Annotated in this window: 13 protein-coding genes; 6 read left to right on the top strand and 7 right to left on the bottom strand. The window is 68.0% G+C overall.

Annotation, left to right across the window (positions count from 1 at the left end; all coding sequences use genetic code 11):
- Positions 1 to 28 precede the first annotated feature (28 nt).
- Complete coding sequence (locus tag IEX24_RS02585; RefSeq protein ID WP_188673178.1) at positions 29 to 1,021, bottom strand: GlxA family transcriptional regulator; 993 nt, start codon at positions 1,019 to 1,021, stop codon at positions 29 to 31.
- Positions 1,022 to 1,215: 194 nt separating this feature from the next.
- Here IEX24_RS02585 and IEX24_RS02590 point away from each other — a divergent pair, with 194 nt between their 5' ends.
- The 3 genes from IEX24_RS02590 (at position 1,216) to IEX24_RS02600 (ending at position 6,498) form a co-directional block, all read left to right on the top strand.
- Positions 1,216 to 1,563 (top strand): WhiB family transcriptional regulator, encoded by a 348-nt coding sequence (locus IEX24_RS02590; protein WP_188673180.1) that lies wholly within the window; start codon positions 1,216 to 1,218, stop codon positions 1,561 to 1,563.
- 104 nt (positions 1,564 to 1,667) lie between these two features.
- The gene (locus tag IEX24_RS02595; protein ID WP_188673182.1) at positions 1,668 to 4,670 is read left to right on the top strand and encodes a glycosyltransferase family 2 protein; all 3,003 of its coding nucleotides are present in this window, start codon (positions 1,668 to 1,670) and stop codon (positions 4,668 to 4,670) included.
- Positions 4,660 to 6,498, top strand: a complete 1,839-nt coding sequence (locus tag IEX24_RS02600; RefSeq protein ID WP_188673183.1) for a DUF5719 family protein — start codon at positions 4,660 to 4,662, stop codon at positions 6,496 to 6,498. The genes IEX24_RS02595 and IEX24_RS02600 overlap by 11 nt, the downstream gene beginning before the upstream one ends.
- A 49-nt stretch (positions 6,499 to 6,547) precedes the next feature.
- Here the strand turns inward: IEX24_RS02600 and IEX24_RS02605 are convergent, their stop codons facing one another.
- Complete coding sequence (locus tag IEX24_RS02605) at positions 6,548 to 6,988, bottom strand: metallopeptidase family protein (RefSeq protein WP_188673185.1); 441 nt, start codon at positions 6,986 to 6,988, stop codon at positions 6,548 to 6,550.
- Positions 6,989 to 7,049: 61 nt separating this feature from the next.
- Here IEX24_RS02605 and IEX24_RS02610 point away from each other — a divergent pair, with 61 nt between their 5' ends.
- Both IEX24_RS02610 and ahcY read left to right on the top strand, forming a co-directional pair.
- Positions 7,050 to 7,262 carry a DUF3499 family protein gene (locus IEX24_RS02610; protein WP_188673188.1) on the top strand — a complete coding sequence of 71 codons (213 nt, stop codon included), beginning with the start codon at positions 7,050 to 7,052 and terminating at the stop codon, positions 7,260 to 7,262.
- Between the two features lie 48 nt (positions 7,263 to 7,310).
- Positions 7,311 to 8,798, top strand: a complete 1,488-nt coding sequence (ahcY, locus tag IEX24_RS02615) for an adenosylhomocysteinase (protein ID WP_188673191.1) — start codon at positions 7,311 to 7,313, stop codon at positions 8,796 to 8,798.
- Between the two features lie 17 nt (positions 8,799 to 8,815).
- Here the strand turns inward: ahcY and IEX24_RS02620 are convergent, their stop codons facing one another.
- The gene (locus tag IEX24_RS02620) at positions 8,816 to 9,679 is read right to left on the bottom strand and encodes an RDD family protein (protein ID WP_188673194.1); all 864 of its coding nucleotides are present in this window, start codon (positions 9,677 to 9,679) and stop codon (positions 8,816 to 8,818) included.
- A 17-nt stretch (positions 9,680 to 9,696) separates the two neighbouring features.
- Here IEX24_RS02620 and IEX24_RS02625 point away from each other — a divergent pair, with 17 nt between their 5' ends.
- The gene (locus IEX24_RS02625; RefSeq protein WP_188673196.1) at positions 9,697 to 10,692 is read left to right on the top strand and encodes a stage II sporulation protein M; all 996 of its coding nucleotides are present in this window, start codon (positions 9,697 to 9,699) and stop codon (positions 10,690 to 10,692) included.
- An 11-nt stretch (positions 10,693 to 10,703) separates the two neighbouring features.
- On the opposite strand, the gene IEX24_RS02630 is transcribed toward IEX24_RS02625, so the two are convergent.
- The 4 genes from IEX24_RS02630 to IEX24_RS02645 are packed head-to-tail and all read right to left on the bottom strand — an operon-like array spanning position 10,704 to position 15,373.
- Positions 10,704 to 12,011 carry a DUF58 domain-containing protein gene (locus IEX24_RS02630; protein ID WP_188673198.1) on the bottom strand — a complete coding sequence of 436 codons (1,308 nt, stop codon included), beginning with the start codon at positions 12,009 to 12,011 and terminating at the stop codon, positions 10,704 to 10,706.
- Positions 12,012 to 12,069: 58 nt separating this feature from the next.
- Positions 12,070 to 13,053, bottom strand: coding sequence for an AAA family ATPase (locus IEX24_RS02635; protein WP_372435715.1), 984 nt, complete (start codon positions 13,051 to 13,053; stop codon positions 12,070 to 12,072).
- Between the two features lie 59 nt (positions 13,054 to 13,112).
- Positions 13,113 to 14,666 carry a DUF4350 domain-containing protein gene (locus IEX24_RS02640; RefSeq protein WP_188673200.1) on the bottom strand — a complete coding sequence of 518 codons (1,554 nt, stop codon included), beginning with the start codon at positions 14,664 to 14,666 and terminating at the stop codon, positions 13,113 to 13,115.
- Positions 14,663 to 15,373 (bottom strand): DUF4129 domain-containing protein, encoded by a 711-nt coding sequence (locus IEX24_RS02645; RefSeq protein WP_229715046.1) that lies wholly within the window; start codon positions 15,371 to 15,373, stop codon positions 14,663 to 14,665. Before IEX24_RS02645 ends, IEX24_RS02640 begins: the two co-directional genes overlap by 4 nt.
- Between the last annotated feature and the right edge of the window lie 2 nt (positions 15,374 to 15,375).

Raw genomic sequence — 15,375 nt, forward strand, 5'->3', positions numbered from 1 at the left:
GACGGTGGCACTCACGAGACGGTGGCACTCACGAGACGGGGGCGAGAGCCTGCTCGAGGTCGGCAGCGGGCACGGTGGTGACGCTGAAGGTGCGGCGGTAGGCCGCCGGGGTGGTTTTCAGCACCTTCACGAAGTGGTGCCGCATCACGGCGGCCGACCCGAAACCGGTTTCGGCCGCCACCGACTCCAGCCCGAGATCGCTCTGCTCGAGCATCAGTTGTGCGCGCAGCAGGCGCTGCTTGTTGAGCCAGGCCGCGGGGGTGGTGCCGAGGTCGGCGCGAAACCGGCGCGCGAAGGTTCGCGGTGACATGAGGGCGCGGCGGGCGAGTTCGTCGACCGAGAGTTCTTCGTCGAGGTGCTGCAGCATCCACTCGGTGACGTCGGCGAACGAGTCGCTCTGTACGGGCGAGACGGGCGCGGCGATGTATTGCGACTGGCCTCCCGAGCGCTGGGGAGGCACCACCATGCGGCGGGCGATGACGTTCGCGGCAGCCGCTCCGAGTTCGGTGCGCACCAGGTGCAGGCAGGCGTCGATTCCGGCCGAGGTGCCTGCGCTCGAGATGACGCGCCGGTCTTCGACGAACAGCACGTCGGGGTTCACCGCGGTGAGGGGGTAGTCGTGGGCGAGCCTGGCCGCGTGCATCCAGTGCGTGGTTGCGCTTCGGCCGTCGAGAATACCGGCGGCAGCGAGCGTGAAGGCCCCGCTGCAGACGCTCACGATCCACGCGCCGCGGGCCTCTGCTTCGCGCAGCACGCGTACGACCTCCGGATGCACGGGGTCGTCGATCAGGTGCGCCGGAACCGCTATCAGGTCAGCGTCGTCTGCCGCGGCGAGACCCTCGTCGATCTGCATCGTGTACCCGAGGCTCGTCGGCACGGCGCCCGGCTCGGCGGTTGCGATGTGAAAGTCGAACGCCGGGCCACCCATGTCGGTGCGGTCGATTCCGAACACTTCGCAGACGACGCCGAATTCGAACGGGGCGACATGGGGCATCGCGATCAGCACCACTTTTCTCAGCATGGTGGCAGTTTATAGATACCTGTAGATAAACCGCCACACGTTTCGCTCAAACGCCTCGTGTCGAAACCTTAGATACCCGGTTGAGGGTTTACGATCTGCGACTTGACGTGAGCGAACTACACCGGTGTAATTACTGCAAGGGGTTTTCTAGAAAGACTCGGCACGCCGAAGCTTGAGAGAAGGGAGGGCGTGATATGTCGCCAGATGTGAATCCAAGACCGATTGCAGGCCTTCACGCGGGGGCTCCAGACGACTGGTTCGTCGATCCCATCAACCTGGGGGTTCCCGGTGTCAGGCAGCCTCAACCGGGTGCCGATGACAACCCACTCGCCTGGCAGACCGATTCGCTCTGCGCCCAGACCGACCCTGAAGCCTTCTTTCCTGAAAAAGGCGGCTCCACTCGCGATGCCAAGCGCATCTGCCAGACCTGCGAGGTCAAGTCGCAATGCCTGGAGTACGCGCTGGCGAACGACGAACGCTTCGGCATCTGGGGCGGTCTTTCTGAGCGCGAACGCCGCAAACTGCGTAAGCAAGCCGGCTGAGCGAAGCAGGCTGACCGCTAAGCCCGCGCACAGCGTTCACGGAGGTTCGCGCCTCGCCGGGCAGCAACGATGATTCGCCTTGGCCCGCGTCTAAGGTCTAAGGGATGCAAGCCCGAGTAACAGCCGTACTGGTCGCCCACAATGGGGCCGAGCGTCTTTCGCGAACGCTCGAGGCTCTTCGCGCCCAAACGCGCCAGCCCGATTCGCTGGTGGTTGTCGACTCCGGTTCGACCGACAGCTCTGCGCGGCTTCTCACCGAGATGCAGCCCACGGGGTTCTTGTCAGCATCCACTCGACTTTCGTTTGGCGTCGCGGTGACGCACGCGCTCGGTGTGGTTGCGCCGCCGGCATCAGAAGACGAGTGGCTTTGGCTGCTCGCGCACGATACCGCGCCAGAACCGTCAGCCCTCGCGGCTCTGCTCGCCGCGGTCGAGGTGAACCCGTCGGTTGCGGTTGCCGGCCCGAAACAGATGGAGTGGAACGATTCTGCGTTCATCGCGGGCTTCGGTGAGTCGCTGACCCGCTTCGGCGCGAGCGTGCCCATCGTCGAGCGCGAGCTCGATCAGGCCCAGCACGAACGCATGAGCGATGTGCTCGGCCTCGGCGCCGCTGGCATGCTGGTGCGTCACACCGTGTTCAACGAACTGGGCGGGTTCGACGCCGCACTGCCCACGGCCGACAACGGTCTCGACTTCTCGATTCGCGTTCGGCTCGCCGGGCATCGGGTGATCGCGGTGCCGTTGGCCAAGGTCGCGACGGCCGGAGACGGTCTCTCTGGCCCCGGCACCTCGGTCAAGGGGTCTGCGCGCCGCAAGCGGCAGACGACCCGCCGTGCAGCCCAACTGCACCGGCGGCTGGTCTATGCGCCGCCCCTCGCCGTGGTTTTCCACTGGCTTTCGCTCGTTCCGCTCGCCGTTTTGCGCAGCCTCTTTCAGGTTTTGCGCAAGCAGCCCGGCGCGGTGCCCGGTGAATTCGCGGCGGCATTCAAAACGGCCTTCAGCGGCCGGGTGGGTGCCGCTCGGCGGTCGATCAGAACGACGAAGAAGGCCGGCTGGAAGGCGCTTGCTCCGCTGCGGATACCCGGTGCAGAGGTTGGACGCCGTAATGCTCTCGTTCGTGAGCTTGCGCTGTCGAAAGCCCGTGGCTCGCGCGAAGAGTTGCAGTTCTTCTCGGGCGGCGGCGCGGCAATCGTGGCGGCGGCCGCGGTCGTGGGCATCGTGCTCTTCTTTCCCCTTTTCGGCTCGAGCGCCATCGTCGGTGGGTCGTTTCTGCCACTCGGCTCAGACCCGGGCGGCCTCTGGGCACAAGTCGGCTACGGCTGGCGTGATCTCGGCCTCGGGTTCAGGGGGGCATCCGACCCGTTCGCCTACCTCGTCGCCATTTTCGGCTCGCTCACCTTCTGGTCACCGTCGGTGTCGATGGTTGTGCTCTATCTCATTTCGTTTCCGCTCGCGGCGCTGGCGGCCTGGTTCTGCGCTGCGAAGTTCACCAACCGGCAGGGGCTTCGCATCTTCGCCGCAGTGCTCTGGGCGGTGGCGCCGCCGTTTCTTGCCGCGATGGATGCCGGGCAAGCCGGTGCCATCATCGCCCACCTGCTCATGCCGTGGCTTTTTCTCGCGGGCGTCTCAGCGGCTCGCTCGTGGTCGGCCTCGGCTATCGCGTCGCTGCTGTTCGCTGCGACGGTCGCCGCCGCTCCGTCGCTCTGGCCCGCGCTACTGGTGCTGTGGCTCGGCGCCGTGATCTTCTCCCGGCGGGCCGTCATGAGGTACATCGGCATACCGATTCCGGCCCTCGCGCTCGTGCTACCGCTCGCCTGGGAGCAGCTGCAGCGAGGCAATCTGTTCGGCGTGTTCGCCGACCCCGGGCTGCCGAACGCGCACGCCTCCACCAGCTTGCTCGACCTGCTGCTCGGGCTGCCCGAGTCGGGCGTGGGCGGCTGGGCGAGCATCGGTTCTGCGGTGGGAATGTCGTCTGACACGGTGATGCTCATCGCGTTCATCCTGCTCGCCCCACTTGCTCTGCTCGCTCTCGTCTCGCTCTTTCTGCGGCGCGCCGGCCTCGCTGCGGTGGCGGCGGTCGTGGGCATTCTCGGTTTCGCGACGGCGGTTGCGGCCACACTCATCTCGGTGAGTTCGACTGGGTCGCTCGAGGTCTCTATCTGGCCGGGCGCCGGTCTCAGTCTGTACTGGCTCGGGTTGGTCGGCGCGGCCACCTTCGGGCTGTCGACTTTCAAGCGGTTCGCGAGCCTGCCGGCCGTGCTGGCGGCCTTCGCCATTACGATTCTGGCCGTGCCGGTGGCTACGTCGACGCTGACCGCGACCAGCGACGTGCACTCGAGCACCGGGCAGTCGTTGCCCGCGTTCGTGACGGCCGAGGCCGCGTCGAACCCGCGGGTGGGCACGCTGGTGCTGAATCCGCAGGCCGACGGCGGGCTGGCCGCGTCGATCGTGCACGGCATGGGAGCCACGCTCGAGACGCAGTCGACGCTCGCGGCGACGACGAGCACGGTGTCGCCAGAGGCCCAGAATGTCGCCGAGCTGGTCGGAAACCTCGCCTCTCGAAGCGGAACAGACGCGAGCGTTCAGCTCGCTCAACTCGGCGTCGAATTCGTGGTGCTGACGCCGCCGACGGGAGGGGCCGCGACTCCGGACGCTCAGGCCGTTCTCGCTCGCTCGAAAACCGCTTTCGACAGCAACTCTTCGCTCACCTCGATCGGTGAGACCTTCGCGGGCGAGCTGTGGCAGATCACGGGAACCCCCGGGTTCTCGGCGCTGCCGGCCATCTCGCCGACGAACACGGGTACGCCCATCGGTGTGCTGATCCTGATCATTCAGGCCGTGATCTTCGGCCTGGCGTTGTTGCTCGCTCTGCCGGCTGGGCGGCTCGAGGCGCATGGGTTGCGGGCGGCGACCACGCTCGACGAGGTCGGTGCCGGGCCCGACGGCGGAACGGGCGACGGCGCGGTTGCTGACGGTGACTCGGTTGCGGAGCCGCGGCCTGCGGATGCGTCGGGTTCTGCCGCCGACGATGCTCCGGTTTCGGCCGAAGTGGAGCAGAGTGACGAGCAACAGGTTGTGGTAGCGGAGGGGGTGCGTCGTGCAGAGTGAATTCGACGAGAACTCGGCCGCCGAGACGAACCCCGAGTCGTTGACGCCGAACTCGGTTCCCGCAGAAGTAGCCACGGGCGACGCGCCGCCGACCGCCGCTGAGGCCCAAGCCGGGCCGGCGGAGCTCGGGAATGCCGTCTCGGGTGAGACTGCCCCGACGGCCGCTGAAGCTGAGCCGGGGGTGCTCGCGGCGAACGCTGGGCAGCCCGACGACTCGGCGAACGCGGGCGGAACCGCGAAGCCGACGAAGGCGCCGAAACCTGCAAAGCCCGCCAAACCTGCAAAGGCCGCCAAACCTGTGAAAGAGCCGAAGGCCGCACGGCCCGCGAGGGCTCCGAGGCCGGCGAAAGAGCGCGCGACGAGCGGTGTTGGCAGCGGAGCCGCTGGGCGCTCTGCCGCGCGCACGGGTCTGCGCATCGCGACGAGTGTTGTCGTGCTCGCCCTCGGTGCCGCGACGGTGGGCGCCGCAGCGGTGTTGTCGCTGCCGACGGTCGCCTCGGGGGTGCCGAGCGTGCTGGTCACGCCCGCGGCATCCGATCAGACTCGGGCCTGCCCCGGGCCGTACGTAGGGCCAGCCGACCCCGGCGCAGCCTCGTCAGACAACGCAGCACCCTCGCTCGTTTCGCTCGGCACCCCTACGGTAATCGGCGGTATCGCTCCGTCGAGCACGCAGTTCACCATCGGATCGTTGTCGACTCCCGATGCGGCGACCGGCCCGTCGCACCCGCTCACCCTCACCGCCCCTGGCGCGAACGGTACCCTGCTCGGCGGCAGCCAATCGCAGCAGATCACGCAGTCAGATCTCGTAGGGCTGTCGAGTTCGGAGTGCTCTGAGGCTTCGGCCGACAGTTGGATCGCAGCGGGTTCGACCGTGACCGGGCGATCGGCCTACCTTGTACTGTCGAACCCGACCAGCGTGCTGTCAACCGTGTCGCTCGCGATCTTCGACGAAACGGGAGTCGTGAATGCGCCCGGCACCAGCGGCATCACCGTTCAACCGCACTCGCAGCGGGCTCTGTCGCTGGCCGGGTTCGCTCCCAGCGTGGTTTCGCCGGTCATCCACGTCACCGCAGCGGGCGGAACCGTACTGGCCTCGCTTCAGCAGAGCGTCATTCGAGGGCTCACCCCCGGCGGTATCGACGTGGCCGGCCCGACCGGAGCGCCCGCGCTCACCCAGACCATCGCGGGCGTGCAGATCATCAGCACGAGTGCCATCGCCGAGCAGGCGGCCGACCCGGCATCGAGCGACCTTCCCGCCGCACTGCGTGTCTACGTGCCCGGGGCGGCCGGGGCGACCCTGACGGTGACCCTGAAGAGCGAAACGCTCGGCGTCGCCGATGTGACGGCGAGCTACAGTGCCGCTGGCGGAGTCGTCACCGACTTCCCGTTTCCGTCGCTCACCGATGACAGTTACAGCGTCATCGTCTCGTCTGACCAGCCCGTGGTCGTGGGCGCACGCTCGGCTGTCGTCAGCGGCGGAACCGACTTCGCGTGGTATCAGTCGAGCCGGGCCATCGGCGGCACGTTCATGTTCGTCACCGCGACCGGGCCGAATCCGCGCCTGCAACTGGTTAATACGACGAACACCGATGCCGCAGTCACCGTCACGCCGACGACCGGCGATACGACGCCCATCACGTTCACCGTCGCCGCGAACAGTGCCGCAGGGCAGCCGGTGGCGGCCAACACGCCCTATACGGTCGTGACGTCGGCGCCGCTCACGGCTTCCGTCGGCTATCTCGGCGACGGACTCATTTCGGCGTTCAGCGTGAGCCCCGCGAGCCCCCTCGCGGCGCCGATCACCATCTACGGCGGCACCGGCGAATAGCGGCCGGGCGCGGCGCGGCGGGGCGGATGCGCTGCGGGGCCTCTTCGCCTTAGAAGTGCCGAAAGCGGTCGGGCGCCAGATCCCACGGGTCTTTGCCGAGCAGCTCGGCGACCGCCCGAAAGACGCAGCTCTCGATGATCATGCGCTTGTGCAACTCGTCGTCGCGGTGCAGCTTCGACATGCGCTGAATGGGCAGCCGGTACAAGATGATGCGATTGCCGATGACGCTCCAGCGATCGACCGATGCGCCCTCAGCGGGCATCCCGAGCGGCACAGCGCCGATCTCGAAGATCACATCTGCCAGCTCGTCGGGCCAGACGCCCTTGAGGTAGTCGGCGGTCGACGCCACAGTCATCTCGAACAGATCGATTCGGGTGCGAAGCGGCGGCAGATGCGGCCCGGTGACCGACGATCGCAGAGTGCGCCCGTGGCGATTGCGATACCGACCGGCGGAGGTCTTCGCTGAGCTGTTGCGCCGTGAACGAGGCATGCTCCAAGCTTACGGCGCGCCCGCCGGGCCTATCGACCCCTGCCGACTTAGTCTGAGATGGATGATCTCCAGAACCTGCTCGCGCGTGTCATGTCAAGGCGAAGCCGTCTCGACCCTCACCTACGTCTACGCCGACTCCATGGCGGTTCTCGGCCCGCTCAGCACGCAGCACGAACCGCACAGCTATGATCTCTGCGCGCGGCACTCTGAGCGGCTCTCTGCTCCGCAGGGCTGGCAGATCATGCGTTACGTTTCGGTGGGCAACGACTTCTAAAGCGCTGAGTTCTCCGTAGTTCTGAGCCTGGTGAGCGATAATGGGGGTATGACTTTCGCCGCCGCATCCACTCGCACCGCTTTGCCGTTCAAGGTTCGCGATCTGACCCTCGCCGAAGCGGGCCGCCACCAGATTCGTCTCGCCGAGAACGAGATGCCCGGGCTGATGGCGTTGCGCGCCGAGTTCGGCGGCGCGAAGCCGCTGGCCGGCGCCCGCATCATGGGGTCGCTGCACATGACCGTGCAGACCGCCGTGCTCATCGAGACGCTGGTCGACCTCGGCGCGCAGGTGCGGTGGGTGAGCTGCAACATCTTCTCCACGCAAGACGAGGCAGCGGCGGCCATCGTCGTCGGCCGTGACGGCACTGCTGACGCCCCGAACGGCGTGCCGGTCTTCGCCTGGAAGGGCGAGACTCTCGAAGAGTACTGGTGGTGCACCGACCAGGCCTTCGACTGGAGCGCCGAAGCCGAAGAGTCAGGCGACACCTACATCGGCCCGAACATGATTCTCGACGACGGCGGTGACGCCACACTGCTCGTGCACAAGGGCCGCGAGTTCGAGCTCGCCGGCGCCGTTCCCGCAGCTGCCGAGGTCGACACGTTCGAGTACACCGTCATTCTCGACCTGCTGCGCCGCTCGCTCGAAGAGAGCCCCCACCGCTTCACCACGATCGCAGCCGACATTCGCGGCGTCTCTGAAGAGACCACCACCGGCGTGCACCGTCTGTACGAGCTGGCGGCTTCGGATGCCCTGCTCTTCCCTGCGATGAACGTGAACGACTCCGTGACGAAGTCGAAGTTCGACAACAAGTACGGTATTCGGCACTCGCTGCCCGACGGGCTGAACCGCGCCACCGACGTTCTGATCGGCGGAAAAGTCGCGTTCGTGGTGGGCTACGGCGACGTAGGCAAGGGTGCGGCCGAGGCGCTGCGCGGCCAGGGCGCTCGCGTCATTGTGAGCGAGGTCGACCCGATCAACGCCCTGCAGGCCGCGATGGACGGCTTTCAGGTCGCCCGCCTCGAATCTGTGCTCGACACGGTCGACATCTTCGTCACCGGCACGGGCAATCAGCACGTCATCACCACGCAGCACCTGCTCGGCATGAAGCACCTCGCCATCGTGGCGAACGTGGGCCACTTCGACGACGAGATCGACATCGCCGGCCTCGAACGCATTGAGGGTGCCGTGAAGGTCGAGATCAAGCCGCAGGTGCACGAGTGGCGTCTGCCCACCGGTCGCTCGGTGCTGGTGCTCTCCGAGGGGCGTCTGATGAACCTCGGCAACGCCACCGGCCACCCGAGCTTCGTGATGAGCAACTCGTTCACGAACCAGGTGCTTGCTCAGATCGAGCTCTGGGGCAGCCCCGAGAACTACCCCGTGGGCGTCTACACGCTGCCGAAGATTCTCGACGAGAAGGTGGCACGCCTGCACCTCGACGCGCTGGGCGTGGAGCTCACAGTGTTGACGCCTTCGCAGGCCGCGTACATCGGCGTGCCGGTCGAGGGGCCGTACAAGGTTTCGCACTACCGCTACTGACTCAGTAGTTTCAAGAGTCAGCGCTCGGGAAAGCCGTGCGGCAGCCCCGCGAGCACCGGCGCCAGCCGCTCGAGCCGGGCGCGCTCGAGTTGCAGCGCCTGAAACTCCCGGTCGCGGCGCAGAGCCGCGATACCCGTCAGCATCACCTCGGGGGGCGCCGCCGTGAGCGGAGCTACGTAGGGCGCGGCTTCACTCATCAGTTGCCAGGCGTGGCGGGCACGGGCATCCGGAGTCATGCGCGGCGCCTGCGCCAGAAACTGTGCGATGCGGCGGGAGAGGCGGTCGGGCAGCTTCGCTACGTCTGCGATCTGCGCCCAGCCGAGAAGCGGCGGCGGCACGGGAAGTGCGTTCGACACGAGGCGGGGTACGCGTTCGTGCTGGCTGAAGGTTCCGGCGAGCAGATCGCCGAGGCGCTTCGACTTTGCGTTCAGCAGCGCAACGATGATGGCGAGCCCGCCGAAGGTCAGGTAGATCTCGAGCACACCGGTGAGCGCGCGAATGAAGGCGTGGCGAAAGGATGCCGCACCGCCGTCATCGCGAACCACGCGCGCGCCGATCACGAGCTTGCCCAGCGACCGCCCGTGCATCAGCGTCTCAAGACCCGTGGGCACCACCACGATACAGAAGACGAGCGACGAGAGCATGAGCGCTGTGGCCAAGTCCGGATCTGCATCGCCATGGCCTTCCCACAGCGGGAGCAGAAGAATCAGCAGAACTAAGAGCCAGAGCGACACGAGAACATCGATGATTCCGCCGGCCGCTCGCAGAATGAAACTCGCCGGCCGAACGTCGAGCGCAACGGCCTCACCGGTGATCAGCAGCTCGTCGTTGTGCTCGAGCGAGTGGGCCGCGGCGGCGGGGGCGAGAAGGGGCTCAGCCATGGCTATCATCTAAGCAGATGGATCTCGACGCCTACACCGCAGCCCACCGTGACGAATGGAGTCGTCTCGACGAGCTCGGCCGACGCCGCACGTATTCTGGTGCCGAGGCTGACGAACTCATTGAGCGATACCAGGCCGGCGCCACCGAGCTCTCGGCCCTCAAGACCTCGGCCGGGTCGACCGTTGCGGGCGACCGGCTCTCGGTGTCGTTGTCGCGCGCGCGTGCGCGCTTCACCGGCTCTGGCACGAACCTGTTCGCCGCCGTACCCGAGTTCTTCGCCCTGCGGCTGCCGGCCGCGCTCTACCGGTTGCGCTGGATCATCCTCGTGGTCGCTGGTGCCACCATTCTCGTGAGCGTTCTTTATGCGTTCTGGGTGCTGAACGACCCGCAGGTGCTCGCGAATTTCGGCACCGACGACCAACTGCAGAAGTTCGCGCAGAACGACTTCGTCAACTACTACTCTGAGAACCCCGCTGCCTCGTTCACCGGGCAGGTCTGGACCAACAATGCCTGGATCACCGCCCAGTGCGTGGCGTTCGGCATCGTCGGCGTCTACGTGCCCTTCCTGCTGCTGCAGAACGCCATGAACATCGGCGTTTCGGCGGGCGTGCTCTTCCACCTCGGGCGCGGCGACGTCTTCTTCGCCTACATTCTGCCGCACGGGATGCTCGAATTAACGGCCATCTTCGTGGGCGCGGCCGCAGGCCTCCGCATCTTCTGGGCGTGGATCGCCCCTGGCGCTCGCACGCGCGGGCAGGCGCTCGCCGAAGACGGGCGGGCCCTGTTCACGGTGGCCATCGGTCTCATCTTCGTGCTGCTGGTCTCGGGAGTCATCGAGGGCTTCGTGACGCCGCAGCCGTGGCCCTGGCCCGTCAAGATCGGAATCGGCGCTCTTGCTCTGGCCGCGTTCATCTTCTACATCGTCTTCGTGGGCGGCCGGGCATCCCGTGCCGGGCACACCGGCGACCTCGCCGACTTCGACGCCGGCGCCAAGCGCCTCGTTGCTGCCTGACTCTGGCCGTGTCAGAGGCGGCCGGCGGCCTTCAGGGCTAGGTAGGCGTCTGCTACGGCAGGCGGGAGGTCGGCGGGGGCGCCCGTCACGACCTCGGCTCCGAGCTGGCGCACGGCGGCAGAGACCCGCGACACGTCGAGCAGGGCACGCTCGGCCGCGGCCGCGAGGTAGGTCGAGGTGCGGTCATCCCGAACCGAAACGGCTGCGAAGGTAGCGGGGTCGGTCACGGAGGCGACCATGACGGTGTGGCGCCGCGTCAACTGGGGGAGCGCCGCGAGCAGGCCCTGCGATGAGCCCGGGGTCTCGATAGAGGTGAGCAGCACCACGAGCGAGCGCTGGTTGGTGATCTGGCGCACCTGGGCGGCGATCGACGACCAATCCATTTCGAGCAGCTCGGGTTCGACGGGGGCGAGCGCATCGACGAGTTGCGAGAGCAGGGCGGGGCCGGTGGCGCCCTGCACCCGGGCCCTGGCGCGGCGGTCGTAGGCGAGAACATCCACTCGGTCGCCCGCGGCGGAGGCCAGCGCCGCGAGCAGCAAGGTCGCCTCGAAGGCCGTGTCGAGGCGCGGTTCGTCGTCGATGCGGGCGGCCGATGTGCGTCCGGTGTCGATGATGATGACCACGCGCCGGTCGCGCTCGGGGCGCCAGGTGCGCACCACCACCTCCTCGCGCCGGGCTGTCGCGCGCCAGTCGATGGAGCGCACGTCGTCGCCCCGCACGTACTCGCGCAGTGAATCGAACTCGGTACCCTGCCCGCGAATCATCACGCTCGTGCGACCGTCGAGTTCGCGCAGCCGCGCCAGCCTCGACGGCAGATGCTTTCGAGACGCGAACGGCGGCAGCACGCGAATTCGCCCCGGCGCGACCAGCGAAGCTTGCCGAGCCCACAGACCGAGCGGCCCGAACGAGCGGATGCTCGTGAGCTGCACCCGGCGTTCGCCCCGCCTGAACGGCCGAAGTTCGACGCTCACGAGCCGCCGTTCACCGGCCGGAATACGCACCCCGAACCGCGCCTGCACCGCCCCCGCCGACGGCTGCCAGGCATCACGTACCACCCCGCGCAGCGCCCGGCGGCCGTTGTTCGTGAGGTACAGCTCGGCCACAATGGCCTCACCAAGCCGCACCCGCGCGGGCAGCACGCGCTCGATGCCCAGGCGCCTGGGCGAAGCGGCGAGGCAGAGGTCGGCGATGCCCAGTAACACGCACAGCACCAACCACCACCCCAGTACAGCGCCCGCGATGTCGTAGGCCTGCCCCAGTACGACCACCGGCACGACGCCGAGCGCCAGCAGCAACACGAACCTCCCAGACACGGTCATCTCGCCCTCCTCGCGCCCTCACGGCGCGGCCCGCCGCCGCGACCAGGCATGTCGCGCATCAGATGGGCACCTGCACCTGCGCGAGAATTCCGCGCAGAATCGTGTCGACCGACACGCCCTCGAGTTCGGCCTCTGGCCGCAATTGAATGCGGTGCCGCAGCACCGGCAGCACCATCGCCTGAATGTGGTCGGGTGTGATCCAGTCGAAGCCGTTGAGCCAGGCCCACGCTTTGGCCGAGGCGAGCAACGCCGTGCTGCCGCGCGGGCTCACCCCGAGTTTCACTGAGGGGCTCTGGCGCGTGGCACGACTCAGATCGACGGCGTAGGCCAGAACATCCGGAGTCGCCCGCACCGCCGCGACAGCCGCCTGCGCCTCGTGCAGCTGCCGCGCATCGAGCACGGGTGTGACGCCGGCGGCCGCCAGATCACGCGGATTGAACCCCGCCGCGTGTCGCTCGAGCACGGCGATCTCGGCCTCGCGACCCGGAATCTCGAGCGTCAGCTTCAGCAGAAACCGGTCGAGTTGCGCCTCGGGAAGCGTGTAGGTGCCCTCGTATTCAATGGGGTTCATGGTCGCCGCGACCAAGAACGGGTCGGGCAGGGGCCGGCTGACTCCGTCGACGCTGACCTGACGCTCTTCCATAGCTTCGAGCAGGGCAGACTGCGTCTTCGGGGGAGTGCGATTGATCTCATCGGCGAGCAGGATGTTCGTGAACACCGGCCCGTCACGAAACTGAAATTCGCCCGAGCGTGCGTCGTAAATCAGCGAACCGGTCACGTCACCGGGCATCAGGTCGGGCGTGAACTGCACCCGTTTGGTGTCGAGGCTGAGCGCGGCCGACAGCGAACGCACGAGCAGCGTCTTCGCCACCCCCGGAACCCCCTCGAGCAGCACGTGCCCGCGCGCCAGCAGCGCCACCATCAGCCCGGTGACGGCGCCGTCTTGGCCGACGACGGCCTTGCCCACCTCAGTGCGCACGCGTGAGAGGGCCTGCCGCAGCTCGTCGTTGCTGCTCGGCCGGGGGCTGTGGGGCGAGTGGATGCCCGGCACGCCGGTGCCGAAGGCATCGGTCACGGCGGGTGCGGGTATCGGTTGATCGGTCACGATTCGTCTTTCGTTGAAGGGTCGTTCGGCGAAGCGGTGGGCTGGGGCGCGGGCGGGGCGGCTGGTTGCACGGATGGCGCGGCGGCGGTCGTTGGCGAGCCGGAGAGTGCGGGCAGGGCGGTCGGCTGCCGCGCTGGCGGGGCCGCAGGCGTTCCGTACACGCTCAGACGCACGGCGCGTTCGAGGTCGGCGAGCTGGGTGGAGAGCTCGAGTAGGTCTGCCTCCGAGCGTGGCAGCCGGTTGACGAGCACGTCGGCGACTGCGGCCGGCGCGATTCCTAGCGCGGCAGAGGTCTGCAGAATGATGTCGTCGAGCGGGGCGGTGCGGGGGAGGCCGAGCATCCGCGCCAGTCGCCCGCTCGCGCCGATTCGCAGCGCATCGGCCGCACGCAGTCGAGCCCCCGAGCGCGCATACAGGCGAGCGCGCCCGAGTACGGTCTCGTTACCGCGCACGATGACGGGCAGGTTCTCGACGACCACAGGCCCGAGCCGCCGCCCGCGCCACACCGCGGCCGCGATGAACACCACGACGAGCAGCAGAATGAGCGGCGTCACCCACCCCGGAGTCAGCGCCCCCAGACTCGGCGGCCCATTCGCCACCACGTCAGCCGTGCTCGGCGTGTACCAGATGAGCGTCGTGCTGTGCCCGAGCAGTCCGAGCGCGAGTGCGGCGTTTCCGGCGTTCACGATCTGCTCGTTGTTCAACACATCAGCCGCACCCAGCACGCTCACCTGCTGCGCCCCGCCGCTCGAGCTGACCAGCGAATACGCGTCGTCGCCGCTCGCGAAGCACGAGGTGATTCCGGTCTGGGTCGCCCCCGGGGTCGAGGTGTCGGTTCCGGATGCGGCGCCGGTCTGACGATAGGTCGTACCCGAGACCGTGATGCTGCCGGCGGCCTCGGCGGCAGGCAACGAGCATCCGGCAGCCACCGTCGCGGTGTTGTCTGCGGGCCCGTCGGGGGCGCCCGCCGCAGAGATCGACGGGGCGATGCCCTCGAGCTCGAACACGTCGGGCTGCACCAGCACGAGCCGCGCTGCGAGCCCCTTCACCTGGGCGTACCGGTCGCCGGGCAGGTACTGGTCGGGGTCGAAGATGAGCAGCGTCGGCACGTCGGCCGCTGGTTCGTTTGCGCCGCCGGTGCTCGCGCCAGCAGCGCCCGAGGTGTCTGCCGCGGCTTGCTTGCCCCGTTGACCAAGGCCGCTCGTCGCGCCTGAACCCGTGCCGGCGGGCGCCGACGCGGCCGCAGCGACGGCAGCTTCCGCGTCGTCGAGCGTGCTCACCGCCGTCACCGTCACCCCCTGCTGCCGTAGTACCTCGGCGAGGGCCTTGCTGCCGCTCGGTGCCGGGCTGGTGATCGACAGCGGTGCATCGTCGCTTGCCTCAGTTGTGCCGCGCACCAGCAGCAGCACGATGCTCGCAACGATCACGAACGCCCCGGCGGCGATCCAGAACGACCACCGCTTGACGAAGGCTCGCGTCGTCGGCGTTGCACTCGGGGCTCCGAGCTCGCCGGTCGAAGGCGGGGCGGGAGCGATGGGCGCGGCGCTCATGACGACCTGCGATCGGCCGCGCCGCCAGCGCCAACCGTCTCGAGTTCGGCCGGCGGCTTGTCGCGAAGGTCGGCTTCGAGCGCCGCAAGCTGCTCGTACCCCGAGCGGGTAGCCCGCCCGCCGAGGTACCGCACCGAATCGAATTCCGCCGCCGCCGCGGCCAGCCGGTCGGCCGCAGCGGGGTACGCCACTCCGGCCCGCAGCGCGAAGTCACGGGCTGTCGTTCCTGGGCTCACCCGAATCACGGTGCGCTCGGCTTGCCGCCTGGCGATCGAGCGGTAGATCTCCTCGATGGCGGTCAAGAAGTCTCCGGCGCTCGCTGCCGCAGCAGCGGAAGCTCGCAATTGGGCAGACGTTCGCCGATCATCCGACCCGAACAGCGCCTCGATTCGAGTGGCCGCCTGCCGATTGCGTCGGGGCCGACCGAACACGATGAACGCTGCCACAATCAGCCCCACCAGAATCACGACGCCGAGCGCGGGCAAGAGGCCGCCGAGGTTGCCGTCAGAGGGAATCACGAGCGACGACAACCAGTCGCCGAACGCGGTGGCGGCCCGGTCGAGCCAGGTGGGCTTCGCGGCGGCATACTGCGGCTTACTGAGTTCGTTGACGAGCCACTGCCGGGCATCCGGAGCCGACGGGTCGACAGGAACGTCGCCGAGAAACCCCAGCGACGCCACGCCCCCGAACGGCACAGCACTGATCACGG

It is taken from the genome of Subtercola lobariae (genome assembly GCF_014640255.1).
Lineage (GTDB): Bacteria > Actinomycetota > Actinomycetes > Actinomycetales > Microbacteriaceae > Subtercola > Subtercola lobariae.